The organism is Stieleria sp. JC731 (assembly GCF_020966635.1).
Classification (GTDB): Bacteria; Planctomycetota; Planctomycetia; order Pirellulales; family Pirellulaceae; genus Stieleria.
In genome coordinates this window covers 698,753-724,708 of sequence record NZ_JAJKFQ010000002.1, presented here as the reverse complement: position 1 = coordinate 724,708, position 25,956 = coordinate 698,753, and the positions used below count along the sequence as shown (strand labels likewise).

24 protein-coding genes are annotated in these 25,956 nt (G+C 55.2%); 17 read left to right on the top strand and 7 right to left on the bottom strand.

What is annotated here, in order from left to right:
• Positions 1-226 precede the first annotated feature (226 nt).
• Together LOC67_RS08435 and LOC67_RS08430 are read right to left on the bottom strand one after the other, a co-directional pair.
• Positions 227-1,651, bottom strand: a complete 1,425-nt coding sequence (locus tag LOC67_RS08435; protein ID WP_230262150.1) for a hypothetical protein — start codon at positions 1,649-1,651, stop codon at positions 227-229.
• Positions 1,626-2,492, bottom strand: a complete 867-nt coding sequence (locus tag LOC67_RS08430; protein WP_230262149.1) for a hypothetical protein — start codon at positions 2,490-2,492, stop codon at positions 1,626-1,628. Before LOC67_RS08430 ends, LOC67_RS08435 begins: the two co-directional genes overlap by 26 nt.
• Here LOC67_RS08430 and LOC67_RS08425 point away from each other — a divergent pair.
• The 3 genes from LOC67_RS08425 to LOC67_RS08415 all read left to right on the top strand — a co-directional run bounded on the left by LOC67_RS08425 (position 2,491) and on the right by LOC67_RS08415 (position 4,647).
• Entirely contained in the window at positions 2,491-3,126 is a 636-nt protein-coding gene (locus LOC67_RS08425; protein ID WP_230262148.1) for a TVP38/TMEM64 family protein, read from the top strand. The genes LOC67_RS08430 and LOC67_RS08425 overlap by 2 nt on opposite strands.
• A 79-nt stretch (positions 3,127-3,205) precedes the next feature.
• The gene (locus LOC67_RS08420) at positions 3,206-4,198 is read left to right on the top strand and encodes a WD40 repeat domain-containing protein (RefSeq protein WP_230262147.1); all 993 of its coding nucleotides are present in this window, start codon (positions 3,206-3,208) and stop codon (positions 4,196-4,198) included.
• Positions 4,198-4,647, top strand: coding sequence for a PH domain-containing protein (locus LOC67_RS08415; RefSeq protein ID WP_230262146.1), 450 nt, complete (start codon positions 4,198-4,200; stop codon positions 4,645-4,647). Before LOC67_RS08420 ends, LOC67_RS08415 begins: the two co-directional genes overlap by 1 nt.
• A gap of 55 nt (positions 4,648-4,702) precedes the next feature.
• On the opposite strand, the gene metF is transcribed toward LOC67_RS08415, so the two are convergent.
• Positions 4,703-5,590, bottom strand: coding sequence for a methylenetetrahydrofolate reductase [NAD(P)H] (metF, locus tag LOC67_RS08410; RefSeq protein ID WP_230262145.1), 888 nt, complete (start codon positions 5,588-5,590; stop codon positions 4,703-4,705).
• A gap of 183 nt (positions 5,591-5,773) precedes the next feature.
• On the opposite strand from metF, the gene LOC67_RS08405 reads away from it, so the two are divergent.
• Entirely contained in the window at positions 5,774-7,378 is a 1,605-nt protein-coding gene (locus LOC67_RS08405; protein WP_230262144.1) for a GntP family permease, read from the top strand.
• A gap of 23 nt (positions 7,379-7,401) precedes the next feature.
• Here LOC67_RS08405 and LOC67_RS08400 read toward each other — a convergent pair whose 3' ends face one another.
• On the bottom strand, positions 7,402-8,757 hold the full coding sequence (locus LOC67_RS08400; protein ID WP_230262143.1) for an A24 family peptidase: 1,356 nt from the start codon (positions 8,755-8,757) through the stop codon (positions 7,402-7,404).
• A gap of 319 nt (positions 8,758-9,076) precedes the next feature.
• Here LOC67_RS08400 and LOC67_RS08395 point away from each other — a divergent pair, with 319 nt between their 5' ends.
• The 5 genes from LOC67_RS08395 (at position 9,077) to LOC67_RS08375 (ending at position 13,847) form a co-directional block, all read left to right on the top strand.
• A complete protein-coding gene (locus LOC67_RS08395; RefSeq protein ID WP_230262615.1) occupies positions 9,077-10,462 on the top strand; it encodes an FAD-binding domain-containing protein in 1,386 nt (461 codons plus the stop codon).
• A gap of 513 nt (positions 10,463-10,975) precedes the next feature.
• Entirely contained in the window at positions 10,976-11,407 is a 432-nt protein-coding gene (rplM, locus tag LOC67_RS08390; RefSeq protein ID WP_261366847.1) for a 50S ribosomal protein L13, read from the top strand.
• Positions 11,408-11,469: 62 nt separating this feature from the next.
• A complete protein-coding gene (rpsI, locus tag LOC67_RS08385) occupies positions 11,470-11,883 on the top strand; it encodes a 30S ribosomal protein S9 (protein ID WP_230262139.1) in 414 nt (137 codons plus the stop codon).
• A 15-nt stretch (positions 11,884-11,898) separates the two neighbouring features.
• Entirely contained in the window at positions 11,899-12,120 is a 222-nt protein-coding gene (gene infA / locus LOC67_RS08380) for a translation initiation factor IF-1 (protein WP_094411247.1), read from the top strand.
• 170 nt (positions 12,121-12,290) lie between these two features.
• Positions 12,291-13,847: a sulfatase gene (locus LOC67_RS08375; protein ID WP_230262137.1), complete on the top strand. Its 1,557-nt coding sequence runs from the start codon at positions 12,291-12,293 to the stop codon at positions 13,845-13,847.
• 105 nt (positions 13,848-13,952) lie between these two features.
• Here LOC67_RS08375 and LOC67_RS08370 read toward each other — a convergent pair whose 3' ends face one another.
• Both LOC67_RS08370 and LOC67_RS08365 read right to left on the bottom strand, forming a co-directional pair.
• On the bottom strand, positions 13,953-14,867 hold the full coding sequence (locus LOC67_RS08370; RefSeq protein ID WP_230262135.1) for an SMP-30/gluconolactonase/LRE family protein: 915 nt from the start codon (positions 14,865-14,867) through the stop codon (positions 13,953-13,955).
• A 108-nt stretch (positions 14,868-14,975) separates the two neighbouring features.
• On the bottom strand, positions 14,976-15,632 hold the full coding sequence (locus LOC67_RS08365; RefSeq protein ID WP_230262133.1) for an NAD(P)H-hydrate epimerase: 657 nt from the start codon (positions 15,630-15,632) through the stop codon (positions 14,976-14,978).
• 107 nt (positions 15,633-15,739) lie between these two features.
• Here LOC67_RS08365 and LOC67_RS08360 point away from each other — a divergent pair, with 107 nt between their 5' ends.
• Complete coding sequence (locus tag LOC67_RS08360) at positions 15,740-15,964, top strand: FmdB family zinc ribbon protein (RefSeq protein ID WP_230262131.1); 225 nt, start codon at positions 15,740-15,742, stop codon at positions 15,962-15,964.
• Positions 15,965-16,503: 539 nt separating this feature from the next.
• On the opposite strand, the gene polA is transcribed toward LOC67_RS08360, so the two are convergent.
• Positions 16,504-19,308: a DNA polymerase I gene (gene polA, locus LOC67_RS08355; RefSeq protein WP_230262130.1), complete on the bottom strand. Its 2,805-nt coding sequence runs from the start codon at positions 19,306-19,308 to the stop codon at positions 16,504-16,506.
• Between the two features lie 481 nt (positions 19,309-19,789).
• Here polA and LOC67_RS08350 point away from each other — a divergent pair, with 481 nt between their 5' ends.
• The 7 genes from LOC67_RS08350 to LOC67_RS08320 are packed head-to-tail and all read left to right on the top strand — an operon-like array spanning position 19,790 to position 25,953.
• Positions 19,790-20,905, top strand: coding sequence for an SPFH domain-containing protein (locus LOC67_RS08350; protein ID WP_230262129.1), 1,116 nt, complete (start codon positions 19,790-19,792; stop codon positions 20,903-20,905).
• A 34-nt stretch (positions 20,906-20,939) separates the two neighbouring features.
• Positions 20,940-21,398, top strand: coding sequence for an S-adenosylmethionine decarboxylase family protein (locus LOC67_RS08345; RefSeq protein ID WP_230262128.1), 459 nt, complete (start codon positions 20,940-20,942; stop codon positions 21,396-21,398).
• Positions 21,395-22,942, top strand: coding sequence for a DUF4178 domain-containing protein (locus tag LOC67_RS08340; protein ID WP_230262127.1), 1,548 nt, complete (start codon positions 21,395-21,397; stop codon positions 22,940-22,942). Before LOC67_RS08345 ends, LOC67_RS08340 begins: the two co-directional genes overlap by 4 nt.
• A 3-nt stretch (positions 22,943-22,945) precedes the next feature.
• Positions 22,946-23,137, top strand: a complete 192-nt coding sequence (locus tag LOC67_RS08335) for a hypothetical protein (protein ID WP_230262126.1) — start codon at positions 22,946-22,948, stop codon at positions 23,135-23,137.
• A 49-nt stretch (positions 23,138-23,186) separates the two neighbouring features.
• Entirely contained in the window at positions 23,187-23,480 is a 294-nt protein-coding gene (locus LOC67_RS08330) for a DUF350 domain-containing protein (RefSeq protein WP_230262125.1), read from the top strand.
• Positions 23,477-25,009 carry a polyamine aminopropyltransferase gene (locus LOC67_RS08325; protein ID WP_230262123.1) on the top strand — a complete coding sequence of 511 codons (1,533 nt, stop codon included), beginning with the start codon at positions 23,477-23,479 and terminating at the stop codon, positions 25,007-25,009. The genes LOC67_RS08330 and LOC67_RS08325 overlap by 4 nt, the downstream gene beginning before the upstream one ends.
• 44 nt (positions 25,010-25,053) lie before the next feature.
• Positions 25,054-25,953, top strand: a complete 900-nt coding sequence (locus tag LOC67_RS08320; RefSeq protein ID WP_230262121.1) for an alpha/beta hydrolase — start codon at positions 25,054-25,056, stop codon at positions 25,951-25,953.
• The last annotated feature ends 3 nt before the right edge of the window (positions 25,954-25,956 follow it).

The window sequence follows — 25,956 nt, the reverse complement described above, 5'->3', positions numbered from 1 at the left end:
GCCCCGAGTTTATTGGTTCGCCGAATCCTTTCCTAGGGCCGACGGGGAAGTCGGTTTCGCCGCGGGCCGAAACCGCCGTGCAGGGTCGCCGTGCAGGGGCGTCATGGCGATCAGATATCGCGGGCGTGTTTTGGACCACCCTTTCGGCAGGCGGTCATGCGGATAACGCTGCCATGAGGCTAGCGGTCAGTCGCACAGGTGATCTCGGTAAAGCTCAGTCCAAACGCTATCGAACTAGCACCTTCACCTGCAGCCGTTTGTGGTCGTGGTCCCAGCCGACAATGGTTCCGCGAATCGGTACGCTGTTGCGGCCGGTCTGTTCAAAATCATCAGCCAAGTCATGTGGGACGTACAAAACCAGCGGCAACGGCGGGTCATCATGCCGCGCCCAAACGGCATAGCCGTCTTTGTAGACATGAGGATCTTCTGTGCCGCTGTAGAGCAGCCGACGTTCGACAAGGACATCCATGTCAAACGTGAGCCCTAGCACGGCTTCGACCAACACGTCGACTTGGTCGGGATCGTTGCGCAGCTTCCAGAGGTGGTCCGCTGTCTCGACGAACGTGATTTCATCTTGCTCGACCGCTTCGTTTTGCGTTTCATCGGTTTCCTCACCAACCGTGAATGATTCCGAAAGTGTGTGTGAATCATCGGCAGGTTGTTCCGCGGCATCACTCGATGGAAAGACGTTGATATCCAAGGACCGTTTCCAGTCCGGCCAGCGAGGAATGTCGAACCGAAGATCAATCGACCAACGTAAATCGTTGTCGCTGAGGTTGAACGAATACGGCGCGTCGCTTGGGATCGGGATGCCGAATTCAAAAGACTGTTCGTCACCGGCTTTCAAATGGGCTTCGGACAGCAGTTGGTGAGTCTCCTCATAGAATTGATGACGGTGTGTCGTTCGGTTGCTACCGCTTCCGCTGATGCAGACTTCGCTGCCATTAAGCACCGCAGTGATTTTCGTGACATCAACATCACGACGCGGCTGAAACGACATTTTGACGAGGACCTTTTCACCGGGTGTCACATTCTTGGAGACGACTTCGGTTTTGACCTTTCCGAGCAGCCACATCGGTAGAAGTGTCCGCCAAGCGACTAGCAACGCAATCGGTACCAAGATCAATCCGATAATTCCACCCACTTTCGGAATGGCCAGGATGGTTAAGGCAACTCCGATGAAGACGGCGATGATTGAGCAGATCAAGACCACAACAACTGCGTTGCTGAAGCACCCGGGAGCGTCTTTCGAACCGTCCTTCAGCGCCATCGGTGCGTCACGTTGACGAACGACATAATCGACGGATGCCTTCGGGTCGAAGGCCCAGGGAATCTTGACCGTCGCGTCGATGAAGTGCTCGACGTTGACGTAGTTGCCGTAATAGGTCGGCGGCCAATCGGCGACAGGCAGTTCAAACCGATACGTTTCGCGATGCCCCGCTTGCCATTGCCCTTGAAACAGCGTCACCTTTTCAACCGATTGCCGGGCAACGTTACCGCGTCCATGGGTTCGCCATCCCGAGGACACGTCGAGCCCCTTGCACTTCACACTGTCATCGGTCTCGACCGACACGGATCCGGTGACTTTTTCACCGGCCCTATAAACGCGATCGGGTTCATCCAGTTCAATCGATAAATCGCATTTGGCCATCGGTATCTACCTGTTGTTGGACGACTTCATAAAGAAAGCCTTCGATCGCACGGACGTCAGTGCCGAATCGTGAGATCAGCTTGTTCGCGATCGCTGTGGTTACTTGTGGTGGTTGACTGCTTTCGTCGCGTCGCGAAGCATTGATTCGTTGGTTAAGAATTGATTTCAGTTTTTCTGCCGAGAGCGTCAAGCCGATTCGTTCGCTCGTCACTCGGTAACCCGCGCGACGAAGCGAGCGGGTTAAGTCGCGATGGGTCGCCAAGACCAAAGGCACTTTGCTGCTGAAAATCAGGCGGCGAACCCGTCTGGGCAGTCGCTGAGCTTCGTCGATCAGCAGCGGCCAGCCCCAGGGGACCGTTGGGCAGGGTTGGTCCTCGCCCAAGTAGACATAGACCGATTGCGGAAACCGGTGCTGAATTGCCAAAAGACGCGATGTCTTGCCGCGTCCACATTCGCCTAGCAGTTGAAACGCCGTCTGTTCGCAAAACCGGGTATCGCCATCGTGATCTTGCGCAGCGATGGCATCGAGGATTTGGGTGACGTCTGCGACGGCGAGCTTCGCCCGTTCCTCGCGTTCGAGTTCCCCGAAGGGGTTGCGGAACAGGTTGGCTTGCTGCCAACGTGTCGCTGGGCGTTTCGGAACGACGTTTCGGCCACATTGGTCTTCTGTGGTGAAACGGTCTTTAACTTGCTTCGCGATCGGGTTCATACTGTTACTATGCCCGAGCTTGAATAGATCCCGCAAGACCGTTCGCTTCTTCGTATCCCCCTGTTGTCGATTGCGTCGTTCAGCCGCCCTCCTGCCGTTGTTCTTGTTGATCTGTGGTCTGGCGTTGTTCATGGCCGGATTTGAGGTCACGTCGGTCGCCGAAAGCATCCGCCAACATGGATCGGTCGCAATCCCGTTGTTTATCGTTCTGGGGATGGCCGGAATGTCGATGATGGTCCCCAAGACGCTGGTCAGTCTGGCCGCCGGATCGTTGTTTCCGTTCCCGACCGCGTGCGCCGTTTTGATCCTGACTGCCGTCCTTGCGGCGATGGTCAACTATCACATTGCCCGGTGGTGTTGGCCCATTGAAAAGATGAAGCCCATCACCGCGCATACCGGACATGCCGAACGTCCGCTTGCGGACGCGCCTCTAGCAAGCGTGCTAATCTACATGGCACGGGACGCAGGGTTTTACCTGCACTTGCTGATCCGCTTGACCCCGATTCCGACAACGGTGATCAGTTACTCGATGGGGGCGGCAAAGGCGAAACGCACGCCGTATCTTGCGGCAGCACTGGTCGCCGCGATACCGCAACTATTGTACGTGTACGCCGCAAATGCGGCTTTGTCGAATCAGGCAAGCGACGATTTGCAAAGGCTAACATCGATCTTGTCTTTTGGCATCGCGATCGTTGTCAGTCTCGTTTTGCCTCGAATCGCGATGACGCAGATCCGTTCCATTCGTCAGCAACCGGTCACTTCTTGATGGGGTGAGTCACATGGGTAATGACGCAAACAGAAGGCAATCTCCCATTCGGCATCGGTGTAGGGTTCAAAGAACCGTGATGCTGGCTGCGATTGTACTCGCGATTGCCTTGAACTCAGAAAGGGCCGGTGCTGTCGAACCGCCCATCGTCGACTTGGTGCTTACTGCTGATGGCAAGTCGTTGTTGACCGTCGGCCAGGCCGGTGTGCAGCAGTACGCCTATCCCAGTTTGGATTTAAGGCGAACCGTTGCGGCCGACTCGCCCAATCTGCATTGTGCGGCGTTTTCACCGGACCAAACAATGTTCGCTGTCGGCGGTGGTGAGCCCTCGCAGTCGGGGGCCGTTGAATTATTTCATTGGCCCAGCATGAAGCCTGCGATGCGAATCCGTCAGCACCATGATTCGGTTCGAGACCTGGTTTGGCTTGACGATTCGAACCTCGTTTCGGCGGGACTCGATCGGCAGATCTTGAAATGTCTGATTGACCAGGACGGCAAGGTGTCGGTTCGTATGAATCAACATTCGCGAGCGGTCCATGCGCTTTGTCTGCTGGAAAACATCCTGGTCAGTGCGGGTGAAGACCGTTCGGTCCGCGTTTGGGATTGTGACACCGGTCAGCAGCAGCGAAATTTGAATCAGCACACCGGACCTGTCGTCGCACTTGCAAAGCCAATGCGGTCGCATCTGGCCGATCGCCATTCGGATGCAGGGGCGGATGCAGGGAAAAGTCCATCGCTGGTCGCGTCGGCTTCCCTCGATCGATCGATTCGATTTTGGCAGCCAGGTATCGGCCGAATGGTTCGTTACATTCGGCTGGATGCCCAACCGACCTGTCTTGCCTGGCTCGACGACGGACGGCATCTTGTTGCCGGCTGTGTCGATGGCGGAATTCGAATCATCGACGCGGCCAATGTGCGAGTGATCGAAACGGTGCCCGTCATCGACGGTTGGGTCTACTGCGTTGTCGCATCGACGGTCGATTCCGCGATCGTTGTTGGGGGCAGCGACGCAGCCTTGCACCGAATTCAACTTGGTGATGACTTCAAGACGACGATGGGTAAACGAGACTGATGAACGAAACACAAAGCACCGCTACCAAGCCCAAGCGTGTTGTCTTTCCTTCGGCAGTCGATTTGTGGCTGGCGTTTCTGTTGATGCTGGGGCCGATCATCTGTGCGGTCATCACCGGCATTTCGCTTTGGCAAGGCAAGAATCAAGAGGCACTGATTTGTCTGTTGACCGGTGCGGGAATCCTGCTGTTGATCGGCATCTTGGTGATTCCGTGCCGCTACACGATCACTGAGGATACGTTGTCGATTCGCTGTGGGTTGCTGCTGACGCGTGTGCCGCTTGACCAAATCAAAGGGGTCGAAAAAAGCGGCAGTTGGCTTAGCGCACCTGCGATGTCGATCCGTCGGGTGAAGGTCACCACCGGGTCGCGATTTTACTTGGTCTCGCCAAGCGATCGTGACCGGTTTATCGAAGAACTACAAACAGCGGTCAGCCGGTGCGGCTCGTGATTCGCTGTTTTGCAGATTGATTTAGGGCGGCTTTAAGCGTTACGGCGTTGGCCGCTTAAGCATTGCCTAGTGACAGCCCTTCGAGCATCTTTTCTGCGGCATCGCTTTTGTTAAGCACGTAGTAGTGGATTCCGGCGACGTTGTTCTTCATCAGATCGATTGTCTGTTGACGTGCGTGCTCGACGCCGATTTCGAATTGCCCTTCCTCGGTGTCGGACGCATTCATCGCATCGGTCAATGAATCCGGAATGCGAGCTTTGCAAAGTCCCGCGATCCGTTCGGCCTGTTTGAAATTCGTGACAGGCAAGATTCCGGGGATGACTGGGATGTTGATCCCGGCTTTGTCGCAATCATCGCGGAAACGATAGAAGTCATCATTGTCGTAAAACAATTGGGTGACGACGATATCGGCGCCGGCGTCGACCTTTCGCTTCAAGTTTTCCAGGTCGGTTTTTGCGTCGACGGCTTCTTGGTGAACTTCGGGGTATCCGGCTACAGCGATGCCGAACTGCTGATCGAATTCGCTTCGGATGACTTCGACCAGTTCATTGGCGTAGCGGAGTCCACCTTCGACGGCTTGGAATTCGGTGCTTCCTTGGGGAGGGTCGCCACGAAGGGCGACGATGTAGTCGGCTCCGCGTTGTTTCGCTTCGCGTAGATAATCGCAAAGCTGATCAACCGTCGATCCCACGCAGGTCAGGTGTGAAGCGACGGGTAGGTCGGTGATCTTCCGGACTCGTTCGACCACATCCAATGTCTTCGATTGGGTTGAACCGCCAGCACCGTAAGTGCAGGTGAAAAACGCCGGACCGAATTCTTGCAATCGTTCAACATTTCGTTCCAACAGCTCCATCCCTTTGTCCGTTTTGGGTGGAAACAGTTCGAATGAAATCGGGCAGCCCTCGCCCTGGAAATGATCGGAAAGCTTGGTCGTGGATGTCATTGTCGACCGGGGATCCTATTGGAAGGTGTGATTGGTTGAGTCCGTATTGTATCGGCAAGCCTGCGTTCGCCCATAAGGCACAAAACTTGACCGCAAGAAAGGCCATGCCTAGACTCGCAGGCCTTCCACCGGACAGACGGCAGCGAATTTCGTTGACGATGCCAAACCAAAATCGATGGTTTGATGAAATTCGTTAGAATATCCGCCGGCCTATCCAAGCCTACGATGCGTTTACGCGCAGCCCACCTTTTCACCCACGCTTCTCCATCGGTGCCAGCCTTGATCGATGCCTCTTTGTTCGGACTGACGGACCTGCTCGGATCCAGTGCTTCAGACGTGTTCGTTTTGGCTCAGGCCGATGTCGCCGAAAACCCCCTGCAGCCGACACCGTTGATCGCGCTATTGGTGCTCGGGATCGCATTGTTGTTGGTGCTGATTTTGTGGCTGAAGCTGTCGGCCTTTTTGGCCCTGTTAATCGTTTCGGTGTTGGTGGCGGCAACCAGTCGTCTGGTCAATCCGGCAGCGGTCCCGCTGACCCAAGTTGCCGATACGATCGTCAGCAGCATGGGCGGGGCGCTCGGTTTTATCGCCACGATTATCGGGGTCGGGGCAATCTTTGGGGCGATCCTGGAACATAGCGGTGGAACTCAGTCGCTGGCGAACTTTTTGGTCCGTAAGTTCGGCGCCAAGCACGCGCCTTGGGCGATGTTGCTGACCGGATTCATCATTTCGGTGCCGGTCTTCTTGGATGTCGCCCTAGTGATTTTGGCGCCGCTGCTGTACGCCTTGGCGCGTGATACCAAACGACCGTTCTTGCATTTCGGTTTGCCGTTGGTCGCAGGGTTGGCGGTTACTCATGGATTTGTTCCGCCAACACCGGGTCCGGTTGCCGTCGCGTACTTCTTGGGCGTCAATCTGGGCTGGGTGATTCTGTTCGGCGTCTTGGTCGGGCTTCCGACCGCATTGATCTGTGGCCCTCCGCTGTGCATTTGGCTCAGCAAAGGCGTTGAGATCACGATGCCTGAAGAGGAATTTGTCGAGGAATCCGAAGTCGCATTGCCTTCGGTCGGATTCATCCTGGCGCTGATCGGTCTGCCCATTGGGATGATTTTGGCAAACACGATTGTCGAACAGTATTACGCGTCGGGACTGCCCGAAGGGTTGACCCGTCAAGAACGCGGCGCACAGCTTTCGGCGTTGTTGTCCAGCAGCCCTTTACCGATGCAATTGATCTCGTTTCTGGGGCACCCCGTCATCGCGCTGCTGTTGTCAACGACCATCGCGTTGTACTTCTTGGGCACACGCCGCGGTGTCGATCGAGAAACCTTGCTGGAGATTTCGACGAAGGCACTTGGGCCGGCAGGGATCATCATCTTGATCACCGGTGCTGGCGGGGTTTTCAAAGGAGTCTTGGCGGCGACTGGCATCACCGATGCGATGGAAATCATGTTTGCCGATTCAGGGATATCGGTCCTGTTGCTCGCCTGGGTTTTTGCCACGCTGATTCGAATCGCACAGGGGTCCGCGACGGTGGCGATGCTGACGGCCGCCGGGTTGATGGGGAACTTTACCGTCGGGATGACTCAGCCGCAGCTTGCGTTGATTGCGGTCGCGATCGCGGCAGGGGCAACCGGTTTTTCACACGTCAACGACTCGGGATTCTGGATGATCTCTCGCTACTTCAAGATGAGCGAAGGTCAGACGCTGCGTACCTGGGGCGTGATCTCAACATGTATCTCGCTGGTCGGTTTCAGTATGGCTGCCGTGCTATGGCAGTTTTTCGGTTAGTCGTCGCGTGGAGCGATTCATAATCAACGGTTAGGGTCAACGAGCGGCGGCTCGGTTGCTTGTTCAGTGGCCTGCTCGGTTGCCGGTTGAGTTGCCGGATCAGCAGATGGCTCGCCGTTGTCCTCGTCTTCTGAATCATCGTCTTCCGAATCGTCATCATCAAGGTCGATCGGCGCTGCGGCCGTTTCGGCAATGTCGGCCTTGGGTTCACGCAAGAAGATCGGCAGAGCCAAAACGGCTAACGACCAAGCGATAATCACACCGCGTTCGCTTTGGTCGCTGGGCCAGTATTCAAAGTTCCAGAGGACTCGCCAGAATGCGAGATGAAGCGTCAACGCAAATGGCAACGCGAACGCGAACGCTTCCATCATTCCGCGAGATTGGATTTGGCCTTTGGGGCCATCGTTGATCGGGATTGTGCGAAGCAGTGGCTTCAGTAGCACGGTTAGCACCCCAGCGACAACCACCAACGCGGGAAACGATTGCCAGCCGACTGCGACCGCCGCAATCGTCAGCATCGCGATCAAATCAACCAGGCGTGCGGTGCCTTTTCCCAGCGGATCGAGCTTCAAATCTGCGGTCGGGCAAAGCCCTTTGGCCAGCACTCGGCCAACGAATGCCGCAGCGACGGTCGCCGTGATCACCCGCATCAGTGCGTCGTAGTACAGTCCGCTTGGAACCCAGTGCGTCGGTCGCTGTGTTTGCCAAGGGACAACCATCAGCATCGGGTAAACCAAGATAGGCACGATGATCGCGACGGCAGCAAACCCGAGTAATTTCCGAGGCAACCTGACACCATCGATTCGAATCAGCGTCATTGCCCACAGCGTACTTAGGACAACCGCATGGTATGACAGGATTGTGATCAGGATGGGGCCGACCTGTGGTGCCCAAAGCGGACCACCATGGCCGTGGACGAACTGCGCCGGCAAAGCCAACGAGTAAAGCTCGGCGATGCCGACGATCGTCAACGTGATCCCGACCAGTGCCTCAACAATCGGGTAACGCCGAGAAATCGGTAGCGAGCAGGTCCGGCAGCGGCCTGTCAGCGAGATCCAGCCCAGGATGGGAACGTTGTCACGTTTACAAAGCGTGGCGTTGCAGCGTGGGCAATGGGACCTTCCGCCAATGCCTTCTCCTCGGGGCATGCGCCAGGCAACCACGTTTAAAAAGCTTCCGATGGAGCTGCAAAAGTAAATCAGCCACGATGCGATGACGGCGTCGATCAAACGCGGGCCGACCAGATCTTCGAACTCGTAAAAATCGTAAATCTGTGCTTGAACGTAGGCCAGTCCCAACACATAGCCGGCAACGCACAGCCCGATCGCCATCAGGGTGATCAACAGCGGGATTCGCTTTCGCAGTCGATGTCGAGTCAATGTGAGGTTCCAAAGATAAGAATTGCGTCACGGTACCTTGTGTCGCAGTGCCTTGCGTTACGGTGCCTTGCGTCACGGTGCAGTCGACTACGTTGCCGCCCCTTCCATCGTTCATCGTCGGCTGATATTACCCGATCAGCTACCGAGCATGGCTGTTGGCCAGAAAGGCTCGGTTGTCGCCCCGAAAGAATGGCGTACGCCGACTTTAATTCAAGCACAGGCCGCAGTGATCACGCCGATGAAACCGATTCCAGAAATTCGCATAACCCAGGCCAACGACAAAGAGGTCAATCCGGATGCGCAGTACGTGCTCTACTGGATGACTTCGGCTCGTAGAACACGATACAACTTTGCCTTGGAACGCGCGATTTTTCGGGCGAAAGAGCTTTCGCTTCCGCTGGTGATTTTTGAACCCATCCGCGTCCGCTATCAGTGGGCCAGCGATCGGATTCATCAGTTTGTCATCGAAGGAATGCGAGACAACGCGGAGGCTTTGAAGGACAAGCCCGTCACGTATTTTCCATACGTCGAACCGACCCCAGGTGCCGGTTCACCGCTGCTTCGAACGCTCGCCAAAAACGCAGCCATCGTGGTGACGGACGAATACCCCTGCTTCTTTCTTCCACATTTGATCACGGCGGTCAAAGACAATTTGCCCGTGCCTTTGGAAGTTGTCGACACCAACGGAATTGTCCCGCTGCGGATGCCAGACAGGACCTTCACGGTCGCACACAGCTATCGCCGCTGGATGCAAAAAAACATTCTGGATTGCCTAACGGAGTTCCCCAAGGCGAACCCATTTGCGAACGTCAAGCTACCGACGTTGGATAAATTGCCGTCCGCGGTGACGAGACGCTGGAAGGCTGCGGATTTTGACAAGCTGCTCAATGGTGGATTATCCAAGATCCCGATTGATCACGACGTCGTGCCCAGTCCAGTGCTCACTGGGGGCAGCGTCGCGGCGGGGAAAAGTCTCGATCGGTTTATTAATCGGCGACTCGATGACTACGGCGAAGATCGCAACCATCCCGATGAAAACGCAACGACCGAGCTAAGCGCGCATCTTCATTTTGGTCATATCGGAGCACACGATATCGTCCAGTCGGTGCTTGATAACGAACACTGGACCCCCGACAAGCTGAATAAACCGAACGGCAAAAACCACGGGTTCTGGAGCACCAGCGAATCCGCCGAAGGCTTCCTTGACCAGGTCCTGACTTGGCGCGAGATGGGATTCAACATGGCGTTTCGTGAACCCGATCGATACGACAAACTGGATTCGCTGCCGGACTGGGCTAAGAAGACGATCGCGGAAACAGCAGACGATGAACGCCCAGTGGTTTATGACCTGGAGCAGTTTGAATCCGCTCAGACACACGATGAGCTTTGGAATGCCGGTCAGCGTCAATTGGTTCAGCACGGGATGATGCACAACTACATCCGAATGCTTTGGGGAAAGAAAATCCTGCACTGGACCGAGTCCGTCGACGATGCCCTGCGGATCATGGTTCACTTGAACAACAAGTATGCCCTCGATGGGAGGGACCCCAACTCGTACAGCGGGATATTTTGGGTGTTAGGCAGATACGATCGCGCTTGGGGGCCGAAGCGTCCGGTGTTTGGCAGCCTTCGCTACATGACGAGCGACAGTGCGCGCAAGAAGTTGCATCTGAGCGGCTACCTCAAGGAGTTTTCGGCGAAGTGAAGGCAGCGACATGAAAGCATTGGCCCTCCCCTTCCCATTGAAAGCATTTCCTAAGATATTGGTTAAATCGATCATCTTGACGGCCAATCTGGCCGAAACGTGAGGGTAAACGGGGGGCGTTGAGACGCCTGATCGCGATCTGCTGGCGTTTATTTAGCAAAAAGCCCTTGCCGATCCGAGCACGGGTCGATACCCTTCCGAATTCTCCGCCCGAGGCCCGTAAACCGTCGGTTCCTACAGGCGGATCAGCTCCGGCTCGTCAGACACGACACCCTTCATCGGCGGTCAGAATCTACCGTCCGGCGAGTCGTCGAAAGCGGCGTCCGCAAGAAGAAATCGGAATCCATCCGACGAAGACGCTTCACGAATCCGGTCGCAATGGCGTAGTCCATGACGATCTGGGAAGAGCTGGCCCCCGACCCGCGTGGTCAACCCATTGGTGGCTGAACGCGCGATTACCGTATACCGAACATTAACCGCAGAATCATTTCCGTGACCGTGCAACGTTCCTACATGGCCAAGCCGGGCCAAGTCGAAAAGAGCTGGCATGTTGTCGACGCCAGCGACGAGGTGCTCGGACGACTGGCGAGTGACATCGCCGTCATTTTGATGGGCAAGCATCGCCCCGAGTACACCCCGCACACTGATTGCGGCGACTTTGTAATCGTCACCAATGCCGAAAAAGTCGCAATGACCGGACGAAAAATGGACGTTCGTCACTACACCTGGTACACCGGCTATCCCGGACTGCGTCTGGAAAGCTATGGCGATCGCCAAGATCGTAAGCCAGAAGACCTGATCTTCCACGCGGTTCGCCGCATGCTGCCAAAGAACAAGTTGGCACGCCAAATGATCTCGAAATTGAAGATCTACGCGGGCCCCGAGCACCCACACTCGGCGCAAAACCCCCAGCCGATGCAACGTACTAGCAAGAAAGTTAGCTAGTGCCCCCGGCATCTAATCGTTGCATCTAATTGATCCACTTACCTTTTTGACGAACTGTACTGATGACCCTGGTCAAAAAAGACAAAATTAACGGCGATTCGTTGGGGACTGGCCGACGAAAAAGCAGCGTCGCTCGCGTTCGTGTTCGCGACGGTGCTGGCAAAGTCACCATCAACCGACGCCCTCTCGAAGAGTACTTCGTTAACGACCAAGACCAAAAGGCCGTCAACGAGACTCTGGCGGCTGTCGAGCTGTTGGGTAAACTTGACGTAATCGTCCGCGTCACCGGTGGCGGTCTGACCGGCCAAAGCGGTGCAGTTCGCATGGGCCTTGCCCGTGCCCTGGTCAGCTACGACGAATCTCTCCACGACGCCCTTCGTGACGGCGGCTTCCTGACTCGCGATTCGCGAATGAAGGAACGGAAGAAGCCAGGTTTGCGTGGTGCCCGTCGTGGCGTCCAGTTCAGCAAACGATAACCTTTGGATATACTCTTGGGAAAGAAAGAAGAAGCTTTCGAGGTCGAGGGCACTGTTACACAGGCCCTCGCGAACACCCGGTTTCGAGTTCAACTGGAAACCGGCAACGAAGTCATGGCGCACGTCGCAGGACGGATGCGCAAGCACTTCATCCGTATCGTCCCGGGCGATAAAGTCCGTGTCGAGCTTTCTCCTTATGACCTAACGAAAGGTCGTATCACCTACCGAGAACGTTAGTTCTGCCGGTTTCTTCGACTCGAAAGCGTCTAGCTAATTAGCTGTAATACGCCGGGCCGCATATTCCAGAGCCTCCCGCTCTATCGGTCCGGTCGATTGCTTTCGCATCCAAGTCGTGTACGCTCAGGGGCCTCTCCTCTTGCCCCTCCCCCACGAAAGCGTGTACTTGAATGCGTCTGATCGCCGCTGCATTGGTGTTGGCTGCCCTTCTTCAAGCCTTCGGTCTCCAGTCTCCGTCCTGCATTGCCGCGGATGCGAGCCCGCCAAACATCGTGTTCGTTCTCTGTGACGATCACCGTTTTGATTGTATGGGTGTCGCCGGTCACCCGTTTATCGAAACGCCGCACATGGACGCGATGGCAAACGAAGGGGCCATGCTGACGCGTGCCTACGTGACGACTTCGCTATGTTCGCCCAGTCGGGCATCCATCCTGACGGGACAGTACGCGCATAACCACCGCGTCGTCGACAACTATCACCCAGTCGACCCGAACTTAGTTTTCTTTCCGCAGCAGCTGCAGGATGCAGGTTACGACACGGCTTTCTTTGGCAAGTGGCACATGGGCGGCGAGATCGATGATCCCCAGCGTGGCTTTGATCATTGGATCGCCTTCAAAGGCCAAGGAACCTACTGGCCCGACGGACACGGGACCACGCGCGAAGTTCCCCAGACGACCTACGATGGTTTCAATATCAACGGCAAGCGTGTGCCCCAAAAGGGATACATCACCGATGAGTTAACCGACTACGCGCTCCAGTGGCTAACAAATCGTGATTCGGAAAAGCCATTCTTTATCTACGTCAGCCACAAAGGTGTGCATGCTGATTTTGTACCCGCCGATCGACATCGCGGCCGATACGACGATGAACCGCTGCCAATCAAGATCCCAAGTGTCGACCAGATGCGGCAGGGGAATCTTCCGATGTGGGTTCGCAATCAACGCAACAGTCGCCACGGTGTTGACTTTGGATACAACCTCGCTGACTTTTCTCCAGAGGTTTACTACCGGCGATATTGCGAATCACTGTTGGCTGTGGACGACAGCATTGGGAAGTTGGACGCGTATTTGAAATCCGAAGGCATTCGAGATAACACGCTCTTCGTTTACATGGGGGACAACGGGTTCCAGTTCGGTGACCACGGATTGATTGATAAACGTGTCGCTTATGAAGCGAGCGCGCGTGTTCCGTTGTTGATGCGGATGCCCGGAACGATTCCTGCTGGCGACCGTTTCGAAGCTTTGGTGGGCAACATCGATGTTGGTCCGACGTTGCTAGATGCCGCAGGTGCACCGGCGCTAAAGAGCGTTGATGGCGAGAGTTTTTGGGCTGCCCTTTGTGCCGGCAAAGATTCTTCTGGCGAAGTCGAACGTCACCTGTTGTATGAGTATTACTGGGAACGCAACTATCCGCACACTCCGACGCTACATGCCGTGATCGGTGGACGTTGGAAGTACATCCGTTGCCATGGGCTTTGGGACCGTGACGAGCTTTATGATCTCGAAAGCGATCCTGAAGAGATGCACAACCTGATTGATGAACCCGAGCATGCTGATCGGATCAAGGAGATGAATCGCAAGTTGTGGTCGTTGCTGCAGGAATCAGCTGGGCACGAGATTCCGCTCTTGGAAGACCGCGGCCCAGTGTTCCCTTGGCGGCATCCAAGCCACTCCGGGCAGGCTTCGTTTCCTGCGGAGTATTTTCGAACGAGTGAAAAGGCGGACTGAGTCTGCGATTGTCGCCCTTCACTCCGTGAAGGCAGCGTTCGTTCCCGCTGGTTTAGCGAAGTCGAAAGCGACTTCGCGTGAGATCTAACCAGAAACAACCGGTCGTTAGGCTTCGTAAGCTGGTGGTGCCCAACCAGCCGGATCGAAGTCGGTTTCGGCAATGAACAGTTTACCCGCGTTTGAGCACACCGCTTGGTCGTCTTGGCTCATGTGTTCGACTGCCGTCGTGATGATCAGCATCAGCTTGCCCTGGTACTCAACCAAAGCCGGGCAGGTGTTTTGTGGTGATAGGGGCGTCCGCCAGACACGTTCACACTCGCCGCTTTCCAAGCTGTATTGTCTTGTTTCGCCGTATGGTGCGGCGCTGGGCAGGAACATCGATACGATCAAGCTTTTGCCGTCGGGTGTCAGGATCGATCCGTCGGGAACCGCAGGGTCATCGGTCAGATCCAAGACGACTTCCGGGTCACCCAATGTGCCGGCGTCGATGTCTAGTGGGTATCGAACCACGGTCCGAGTTGGCGAATCGGTATCGACCAAGAACAGTTGGCCATCGATATCGACAATCGATTTTCCGTTGCTGCAGATTTGATCGTCACGCAAGCAGATCAGTTTGGAATCTTTGCCACGGTACAGGTACAAGCCTGCTTTCTTAGTCGCGAACTCAAGATCTTTGCAGCCGAAGATCAGGTTGTCGCCAAAGGTCAGTCCGTCATTGATGATGGTGTTTTCAACGGCTTGGTCGACGCCTTCGCAAAACGGTTCCCACGAGCCATTCGTGACATCAAAGAACCCGAGGCTGCGTTCGCAACCGATTACGTACTTGTTCGCGGTTTTGCATGGGAAGGCAAAGCCAGGGCGTCCGGGAAGGTCAAACGATGTGTTTTCACCGCTCGCCATGTCGAAGCGGTTCAGGCTGCCAAACGTGACGTCACTACCATGTTGGATTCCCACCCATGAAAAATGGCCCGCAGCGTTTTGGTAAGGGCCTTCGGGAAGAAAACGCAGTGCGTCCGACATTGGGAAATCCAATGGGGAAGCTTCGATTACGGTAGCCACTTCGATGACCTCAAGGCGTGTCGTTGTTGGAATCAATGGTGGGGGCACAATAACGCGAATCGGGCAATTTCAAAACACCCCGAATTGATCCAGCAGGCATTTTGGAACCCCGATTCCCACAACATGCACCTCGCCGGTGAATTCTTGGGCTTCCGGCTGGCTAAAACCGTCTTTGACCGCGACGAAGGTGATGGTCATATCGGCGCGGAACGTCGGATCGCTTACCTGCCCCGAATCGCAGTCCAGGCCGCTGGGAAGATCAATCGCGACGCGAAACCCGGACACTTTGTTGGCCAGGCGGATCGCGGAACCAAAAAGCCCACGTGGGGCCCCCTGTGCACCGGTTCCGAGCATGCAGTCGACGAGGCAATCGCTGGGACGGAACAGGTCGGAAAGTTCCTCTTCCGAGCGGGCAATTTCGATTTGGATACCGGCTTTGGATGCGATCTCGGCATTGATTTTTGCGTCGCCGCGGAGCTTTTCCAGTTCCACCAGTGAGATCACACGGACCGCTCGGCCGGCCAACTCCAAATGCCGCGCGATCACATAGCCATCGCCGCCGTTGTTGCCGCTACCACAAATCAGTCCGACAGGGCTTTCAGTGGGTGTTTTCCGCAGTATCCACTCGGCTGCCCCTCGGCCGGCGTTCTCCATCAGCACGACGCCGCTGATGCCGAATTCCTCGATCGCAATTTGGTCCACTTGTCGGACGTCGTCACGTTTCATTCTCAGTCCCTGTTTTGTTTTTCTGAGCTTGCCAGTCTCGTCTCGTCGACAAAAATAGAAGGCGTCTGATCACATTGACTATTGGATTCTGATTTTAGGATTTCGCTATGCCACTTTATGAATACGACTGCCCCAAGTGCAATCAAGCTGTCGAAGTTCTCGTTCGTAATCCTGAGGAAAAAGCCGAATGCCCCGAGTGCGGCAGTGATGAGCTGACGAGGCTGATGAGCGCGCCGGCGGCTCCGAATATGAATGGCAGCAAGAGTTTGCCAACAGCAAGCGCAGGATGTGGGACACCCCGTTGCTGCGGCGGCGGTTCGTGCGGCATATAGCAGACCACCTGAGCCGCTAGCGTCGGTTATTGGTTATGCACCCCGGACACGTAACCGTACGCTAACGCGTAACGGCTGATCTAGTTATCACCTGAGCCGAAACGCGCTAGCGTCGGTTGATGGATTGGATCGTTATCAGCCGCTACGCGCCAGCGTGCGGTTAACGGTTTTGATCCCCAGACACGTATCCGTACGCGCGCCAGTGGCTGATCTATTTATCACCTGAGCCGAAACGCGTTAGCGTCGGTTGATGGATTTCGTCGCTATCAGCCGCTACGCGCCAGCGTGCGGTTAACGGTTTTGATCCCCAGACACGTATCCGTACGCGCGCCAGCGGCTGATCTATTTACCACCTGAGCCGAAACGCGCTAGCGTCGGTTAATGAATTGGATCGTTATCATCCGCTGACGTTAGCCCGCGGTTAGCGCCTATGCACCCCGGTCACGTAACCGCACGCTGGCGCGTTGCGGCTGATGGTTTTGAACCCCGGACACGTATCCGCACGCCGGCGCGCCAGCGGCTGACAACGCCTCAAAACCTTAATGGGCTTCCAGCCAATTCTCGCCCGTTCCCATTTCGACAACGATGGGGACTTCCATTGGTAACGCGTTCTTCATTGCGTTCTCAATCGCCGGCATGACCTGCTCGGCTTCCTCTTTGACCATGTCGAATACCAATTCGTCATGCACCGTCAACAGCATCTTGGTTTTGAATCCGCCGCTTCGCAGCGCGTGATCCACTTGGATCATCGCTAGCTTCAGCATGTCCGCTGCGGTGCCTTGAATCGGGCTATTCATGGCGAGGCGTTCGGCCGTCGATTTCGCATTACGTGATCGACTGTTGATATCACGAAGGTAGCGCCGACGTCCGGTCTTCGTTTTAACGAACCCGTGTTCCTGTGCGAATTCGATTGTCGAATCGATGTAGCGCTGAACTCCTGGGTACTTTTCAAAGTAATTGTTGATCAGCTCGCTAGCTTCGGCGCGAGGGATATTCAAACGTTGTTGGAGGCCGAATGCACTGATGCCGTAGATGATGCCGAAGTTCACCGTCTTGGCCTTTGCACGCATCTCCCTGGTAACATCATCGGGATCGACCTTATAGACCTTTGACGCGGTCACGGTATGAATGTCTTCTTCGTTGATGAAGGCGGACATCATCGCTTCATCCTGACTCAGTTCGGCCATGATGCGCAACTCGATTTGCGAGTAGTCAGCCGACAGGATCAAGTGATCGTCGGATCGAGGCACGAAGGCAGCGCGGATCTCACGTCCGCGTTCTTTGCGTACCGGGATCGTTTGTAAGTTTGGATCGTTGGACTGCATCCGTCCGGTTGCGGTCCACGTTTGACTGTAGTGCGTGTGCAGTCGTCCTGTGGATGGTTCGACGGCTGCTGGCAATTGATCCACGTAGGTCGACTTCAGTTTTCGCGCGTTGCGATAGTCCAAAACATCGCGAATGATTTCGTGCTTGCCGCTAAGGCGTTCCAGTTCGGCTTCACGTGTCGAGTATTGCCCGGTCGCAGTCTTCTTGGGTTTCTCTTCGAGCTTTAGCTCTTCGAACAGAATGACGCCAAGTTGTTTTGGCGAATCGATGTTGAATTCGTGTCCTGCGGCTGCATAAATGCGAGTTTGCAAGTCATCGATTTCTGTCTGCAGGTGTTCGGCGTAAGTCCCAAGTGACTCCGTATCAAGTGTGATTCCGTTGTATTCCATCTCGACCAGCACGGGCACCAACGGGCATTCGACTTCCGTGCAGACCTGTTCGACTTCGTGTTCTTTCATCACGGGGCGCAAAACTTGCGCGATCTGAAACGTGATGTCAGCGTCTTCGCAGGCGTATTCCGATAGCTGATCAAGCGGCACATCGGCCATCGACTTTTGGTCTTTGCCCTTGGGGCCGATCAGGTCGCTGGTGGGGATCGGTTTGTAGTTCAGGTACAACTCACACAACGCATCAAGTCCATGGCGAACTTCCGGTTCGGCGATGGTGTGAACCAGCATGGTGTCAAACAAAGGCGGCGCGACTTTGATGCCTTGCCAACGCAGCAGCGACACGTCGTACTTGAGGTTGTGTCCGATCTTCGTGATCTTCGGACTGGCGAGTACGTCAGCGAACTCTTCAAGCACTTCACGACATTCATCCGGATCTTCTGGGCAAACGACGTAGTAAGCTTCGTGAGCTTGCAAGCTGATCGCCAAACCGAGCGGTGCGGCTTTGCGTGGATCCAGTCCGGTGGCTTCGGTGTCGAAGCAAAACTCTGTCGATTTGCCGAGGCGTTCGATGAGCGCCGCGCGATCTTTTTTGGTTGTGATCGTGTGGTATTTGTGAGGGACATCGGCAAGTGTTTTTTGTTCGCTGGGTTCGTCGAACAGAGACTGTTGGATTTCTCGTTGACGTTTTTCTTGGACGACAGCGGTGCGTGCCGAAGCTGCCGAAAACGATTTACCAAACAGGCGTTTGCCGAGCGTTTCGAATTCAAGGTCGACCAACAGTTCACGAAGCTTGGCATCGTCTTGGCCGGTATAGCGAAGCGAATCCAGATCGATTTCGGTGGGGACATCCAGCTGGATCGTGACGAGTTGTTTGCTAAGAATCGCTTGGTCTCGATTCTCTTGCACCCGTTCCTTTTGTTTGCCTTTCAACTTGTCAACGTTTTCAAGCAAGCCTTCGACGCTGCCGTATTCGGCGACCAACTTCTTTGCCGTTTTGGGGCCGATTCCAGGGACACCGGGGATGTTGTCACTGCTGTCACCCATCAGCCCTAAAACGTCGATGACTTGGCGGACGTTTTCGATTTCCCAGTGTTTGCAAACTTCATCGATACCCAGCACTTCCGCTTGGCCGCCTTTGGATCCTGGCCGATAGACATGGATGTGTTCGGTAACGAGTTGATGATAATCCTTGTCCGGTGTGACCATCCAAGTTTCGAACCCTTGTGATTCGGCTTGATGTGCCAATGTGCCGATCACATCGTCGGCCTCGTAGCCGGGACGACGAATGATGGTGATGTTGAGCGCTTCGAGCAGTCGATCGACCAGGGGGATTTGGCTGGACAAGTCTTCTGGCATCGCGTCACGGTGTGCCTTGTATTCGGGAAAGGCTTCGTGTCGCTGTGTGGGTTCACTGGTGTCGAACGCACAAGCGATATGTGTCGGTTCGTGTTTCACCAAGATGTCGGTGACGGTGTTCAACATCCCAAAGACCGCGGAGGTGCACTGGCCCCCCGATGTGAATCGCGGGCTGCGGATGAGCGCGAAGTGTGCACGATAGATGAGTGCCATCCCGTCAAGCAGATACAGCTTCTTGTCGGGTGAGAACATGTCTTGTGTTTCGTTGGCCATCAAAAAAATCGCCTGACGGGCATTGGGGGAATCGATCGTGCTCGCAAAGAATTGAATTGGTCAGCGACAAAGTCACTCGATGTGAGTCGCTATCAGACGCACAACGTTCCTGGTCGTGGCGAGCCCTAGGGGTAGTCTCCGATCGTCACTGTGGAGCTTCGGACTATTTTCTAGGGTTTTGTAGCCTTCACCAGCTGACAAACCACGGATTTTGGCGCCTTGCCACTGCCCAACCTGGGCCAATTCAATCGCAGCGAATTTAAGCTGCGAACCACTGAAATCCTACCCGCGGCAATTGTTTTGCTTTGCCAAAGCGACAATTCAGACGCCATGGTGATTTGCCAATTTGGTAAATTGCAGGCGATTACGAGCGGTAGTACTCGGTGCTACAACCGATAAACTTTCGACTGTACGCAAATAGACGCTCGGCTTTGATTGCCGAGCCACTTTGAATCCTCTTTTCCAAAGTGAATCTGACATCATGGGCTTGTTCGACCGGTTACGTCACGAACTCATCGACATCATTGAATGGATCGATGATTCGCATCACACACTTGTCTGGCGTTTTCCGCGTTACAGAAACGAAATAAAAAACGGTGCTCAGCTGATCGTACGTCCCGGTCAGATGGCCGTGCTGGTCAAAGGCGGCGAAATCGCTGACGTCTATGAACCCGGGCACTACGAACTGAGCACCGAAAACATGCCCGTCCTGTCAACTCTGATGGGATGGAAGTATGGCTTTGAAAGCCCATTCAAAGCAGAGGTTTACTTTGTCAGCACGAAACAGATCACGGATCTAAAGTGGGGAACCCCCAATCCGATCATGTTGCGAGACCCCGAATTTGGACCGATCCGCATTCGCGCGTTCGGGACCTATTCGTTGCAGGCGACCGATCCCAAAGCCTTGCTGCGTGAAATCGTTGGGACCGATGACGATTTCCAATCCGAAGAAGTCACCGATCTGCTGCGTTCGATGATCATTTCGTCGTTCAGCCAAACGTTGGGTGAGTTGCAGATTGCGGCTTTGGACATGGCGAGTCGCTACCACGAAATCGCCGCGACGGTACGCAAGCACGTCGTCGAACAGATTGACGACGAGTATGGCTTGGACTGTCCGCAGTTGGTCTTGGTCAATATCTCGTTGCCCGAAGAGGTCGAAAAGGCGCTCGACACGCGTACCAGCATGGGTGTGATCGGCGACATGAACCGCTATCAGCAATTCCAAATGGGCAACGCGCTGACCGAAGCGGCTTCAAATCCATCCGGTGGCGGTGCCAGCGAAGGCATGGGCCTTGGAATGGGAATGGCGATGGCCAATCAAATGTTGGGTGGGGCGATGAACGCGGGTAACGCCGGACGCTTCGGTGCCGCACCTCCGCCGCCACCACCATCTGGTTGGCACATCGCGGTGAATGGGCAAACCCAAGGGCCGTTCTCGCTCGCGCAGGTTTCCTCGGGAGTGGCAAGCGGCGAAGTGACACGCGAGACGATGGTTTGGACCGCAGGCATGCAAGGTTGGTCGCCGGCATCAAGCGTCCCAGCGCTCGCGAATCTGTTTGCGTCACAAACACCACCGCCTCCTCCACCAGCTCCCTAACAATACGAAGCCACTCGCTGGGTATCACGTCTCCGTGCAAGGTAATCGACCGGCACTATCGAACCCGTTTTCTGGTGGGACGGAATGGCTGATCGACGCTCAAGGGTGCAGCGTCGAACGGTTGACCGATCCGGTGGTGCTGCGCGCCCTTTGTGACCAAGTGCTTGCCGACTTGCAGCTAAACATCGTTGCCGAACCGATATTTCATCGCTTCGGCGGACCGGGCGGTGTGACCGGAATGTACTTGTTGTCCGAGTCACATTTGACTTGTCATACCTATCCAGAAGTCGGCTTTGCGACCTTCAATCTGTATTGTTGTCGACAACGCAGGGCATGGCCTTGGGATCAAGCCTTGCGTGATGCACTTGGTGCCGCAGACGTCTGCGTCCGAAAGGTTGACCGTCAAGTGATTCATACTGCCCAGGATGACAAGCCCCAGGATGGTCAGCTAACCGGGCATCGGTCCGTGACGGCGGGAGGCTGTTCGAAGTGAAGGGATTCAAAACGCAATGTCCCGCATGCGGCGGGCCGACCGTTTTTCGCAACAGTTGGGCACTCGTCACCATCTGTGACTTTTGTGGCACCACGATCGGTCGCACCGATCGCGATGTAAAAGACCTTGGCAAGTTCGCTGAAGTCAGTGATCCCGCTTCCGGCTTGCGACGTGGTATCAGTGGTCGTTGGAAAGGCAAACGGTTTCGGATCGTCGGACGGGTTCGCTATCGGCATTCCGCAGGCGGCAGTTGGGACGAGTGGTATCTTGAATTCCCGGGAAATCAAGTCGGCTGGCTGAGCGAGGCTCAAGGGCAATTCGCACTGACCACGGAATACAAGTTGAACCGTGATGCGAAACTTCCAAAATTCGATTCAGTCGAATTGATGCAAACGGTTCCGATCAAAGGGACGAAACTGACCGTTCGTGAAAAGGGTGTCGCGACAGCTGAAGGTGCCGAGGGGGAGATCCCCTGGCAATTTGTGCCCGGTGCAGATCATCACTATGTCGATCTGCAAGGCGATGCGCATCAGGTCGCAACGTTTGAATACGGTCACGGCGAAGATGATGGGATTCAGTCCGCTTATCTAGGCACCACGGTCACGCTAAGTGACTTGGGGATCGATGTCGAGCGACTCAAACCGGAGGTCACCGAAAGTGTCGACGCGGCGCAGCTGTCGTGCCCGAAATGCGCAGGCCCTTTGTCGCTGCGAGCACCCGATGACACCCTTCGGATCGCCTGCCCGAATTGCTCGTCGATTTTAGATGTCAGTGAAGGCAAGCTTTCGTTGTTTCAGTCACTGCACCAGGAAGCTGCCCGTGTGCAGATCCCGTTGGGTAGCGAAGGCACTTTTGGCGATACAAAATATGTCGTCATCGGATTCATGGAACGCTATGCGAAATGGGAAGGCAAGATTTTTCCCTGGTCCGAATACCTGCTCTACAACCGTGACACCGGCTATCGATGGCTAATCTGCAATAGCGGTCACTGGTCTCTGGCTGCGCCCGTGACGTCGACTCCGAAAGCCAAGGGAACTCACCTCGGATACGACAAACAAGCCTTTCGCCTCTACGACAAAGGAACCGCTCACGTCCGTTACCTACTCGGTGAGTTTTACTGGAAAGTCAACATCGGCGATGTTGTGCAAACTTCCGACTACATCAACCCACCACGAATGGTTTCGTTTGAACAAGCCGGGTTCGGCAGGTCGAAAGAGGTAACGATTTCTGAGTCGTTTTACATCACGACCGAAGAAGTCGAATCGATCTTCGGTGTGAATGACTTGCCACGACCCTGGGGCGTCGGCGTAATCCAGCCCAAGCCATCGATGGGGAAAAGTTTCTGGTTCATGTGGGCAGGCTTCTTGGTCTATCTGCTGCTAGCCGCGATCACGGTGAACCGCAACAAATGGGACGGCGGGCTACTGACGTTGGCCGCGATCGGGGTGTCGATCATTCCCGGCCTCACGCTGTTTTACTTGCACAACTTCGAAGTCCAGCGGTGGCAAGACAGCGACTACAGTCCCTATGCATCGGACGATTAAGCGATGAAAAAAGCGATCTGGTTCACTTACTTGGCTGTCGGCATCGTCATCTGTTCTTGGTTCACGGTGGCGACCGCTTTCGGCTGGAAGTCACCAAGCTTTGGCGGCAGTGGCTATTCCAGCGGTCGGCCCTACGGCTCCAGCTACCTGGGTGGCGGACGATCCTTTGGCGGATCGTGGGGCGTCGGAAAATAATCTCAAGCCGCCATCGGCGAACATTCCAACAGCAACGGAGAAGCGAATCATGCAACCCTTTCAAACCCTATTGCCTTTGGCACAAGAAACGTCATCCGAATTGGCCATGTCACAAGAGGCGGCATCCGGAATGAGCGTCCTTGGTGGTCACATCCTCGCCGCACTGATCTTTTCAGTGATTGGCATCGTCGTCTTAGGCATTTGTATCGTGGTGATGGAAAAGCTGACGCCTTTTTCGATCTACCACGAAATCGTCGAGGAACATAACCAAGCACTCGGAACGATCGTTGGGGCGATCACACTAGGTATTTCTCTCATCATTGCCGCAGCCATCCTCGGATGATCAATCGAACGCCGAACTACTTGCTGTATCTAAACGTTCTCGTCATCGCGACCTGCGGGCTGATCTATGAATTGCTCGCCGGCACCTTGGCAAGCTATCTTCTCGGTGACAGCGTCACGCAGTTTTCATTTGTGATCGGCGTCTATCTATCTGCGCTCGGTATCGGTGCTTGGCTTTCAAAGTACGTTGACGAAAAGCTCGCCCGGACGTTTATCGAAGTCGAACTCGGACTCGCATTACTAGGTGGGCTTTCGACGCCTCTGTTGTTCATCGCGTTCGGGCATGTCACGTGGTTTCAAACGGCTTTGTTCGGCTCCGTCGTTTTAATCGGAACGCTGGTCGGGCTTGAGCTTCCGCTGTTGATGCGGATCATGCGCGAGCATCTGGATTTTCATGAGCTTGTCGCGCGTGTGCTGACGTTTGACTACATCGGGGCGTTACTCGCATCGGTCTTGTTTCCTGTCTTCCTGGTGCCGCGATTGGGGTTGGTTCGAACGTCGTTGTTGTTCGGCTTGCTCAACGCGATTGTCGGAGTGTGGGGGACTTACCTGTTGCGTCCTCTGTTATCCAGTCGCGGTCTGGGCGGTCTACGTGGTCGTGGTTTTGCGGTGATCGGAATTTTGGTCGTCGTATTCATCAAGGCGGATACGCTGACGATGTGGTCAGAGGAAGCGATCCTGGAAAACCCGATTGTCCATGCGACTCAGTCACAGTTTCAGCGTATCGTCGTCACGCAGCGGAAGGATGACTTTCAGTTGCATCTCAACGGGCATTTGCAGTTCAATTCCCGCGACGAGTATCGGTACCACGAAGCTCTCGTTCATCCCGTCATGGGCGCCGCCAAAACGATCAAAAACGTTCTGGTGCTTGGCGGAGGTGACGGGCTGGCTGTTCGTGAAATTCTGCGGTACCCAGACCTCGAAAGTGTGACGCTGGTGGATCTTGATCCCGCGATGACAAAGTTGGCGACCGAGTTTGGTCCGCTGGTGGAACTCAATGAGGATGCGTTACATGATCCGCGTGTCACCGTCATCAACCGCGATGCCTTTATCTGGATCGATGAAACGGATCGGACGTTCGACGCCGCCGTGATCGACTTTCCCGATCCAGGTAGCTATTCAGTCGGCAAGCTTTACAGCACTCGCTTCTTTTCGATGTTGTACGCCAAATTGAATTCAGATGCGGTGATCACCGTTCAGTGCACCTCGCCGCTGGTCGCACCAAGGTCGTACTGGTGCATCTTGGAAACGATTCGGCAAGCCGGATTTGATGTGCGTGGCTTTCAAGCGTCAGTCCCGACCTTCGGCATCTGGGGCTTTGCCCTTGCCGGAAAGTCTCCTTTGCGAAGCAGCATTGCCGGTGAGTATCAGGCTCTGCGGGAACTTCCCGATAACCTGCGTTTCTTGAGCGAGTCAAATCGTATCGCGATGTTCGATCTGCCTGTGGATGTGCATCCCGTTGAGGTCGAACCGAATCGGCTCAACGACCAAATTCTGGTTCGCTATTATGAACAGGAGTGGTCACAATAGTCCCGGACCGGTCCCGTCGTCTCTCGATTCAATTTGGAAATCCGATGAAGCTTCGCATGGTAAAGTCGCCGTCTCGGTTGCTCGTGTGTGTGACCGTTGTTTCGATGCTTTGCGGATCAAGTCTTGGCAACGTCGCGATCGCTCAATCGACCGACGATGGGTATCGCGAAGTGATCTATGGCCATAAAGATGGCTTGGCGATGACGTTTGATGTTTTCGACCCGACGGTAACGGCCAATGGGGCAGCCGTTGTGTTCATTGTCAGCGGTGGCTGGCGATCGAAGTGGAATCCGCCGGAGCAGACCAAGTTCATTCTCTCTCCGTTCATGGCGTCCGGTTACAAAGTGTTCGCGGTTCGTCATGGTAGCAGTCCACGATATTCAATTGCCGAAGCGGTTTCCGACGTGCGTCAGGCGATTCGTGTGATCCGGCGCGATAGCGAAACCTATAAGATCGATCCCGAACGTATCGGCGTGATCGGAATGAGTGCCGGTGGTCACCTGACACTGATGCTGGCGACGACCGGTGATGATGGCGACTTCGATGGGAAAACACCTTTGGAAAAAACCGGCAGCCGAATCGCTGCGGGTGTCGCTTTGGTGCCGCCCAGCGATTTAACTAACTACGTCTGGAGTACGCCAGGTTTGGCGGATCAGTATCGATCCTTTCCGGGGTTGGACATTTCCAAGGAAGAAGCCAAGGCGGTTTCGCCGCTGTATCACGTCACGCCGGATGATTCCCCCTGCCTGATTATCTCCGGTGGTAAGGACACGCTCGTTCTTCCGGAGCAAGGACGGATGATCCACGAGAAAATGGATGCCACCGATGTGGAAAACAAATTCGTGCTTTACGAAAACTCCGGGCACGGTTTGGAAAAAGACATGCCGAGTGCAATTTCGGAATCGCTCCAATGGTTCAAGCAACATCTCGGTGCAGGTGAATAGGTT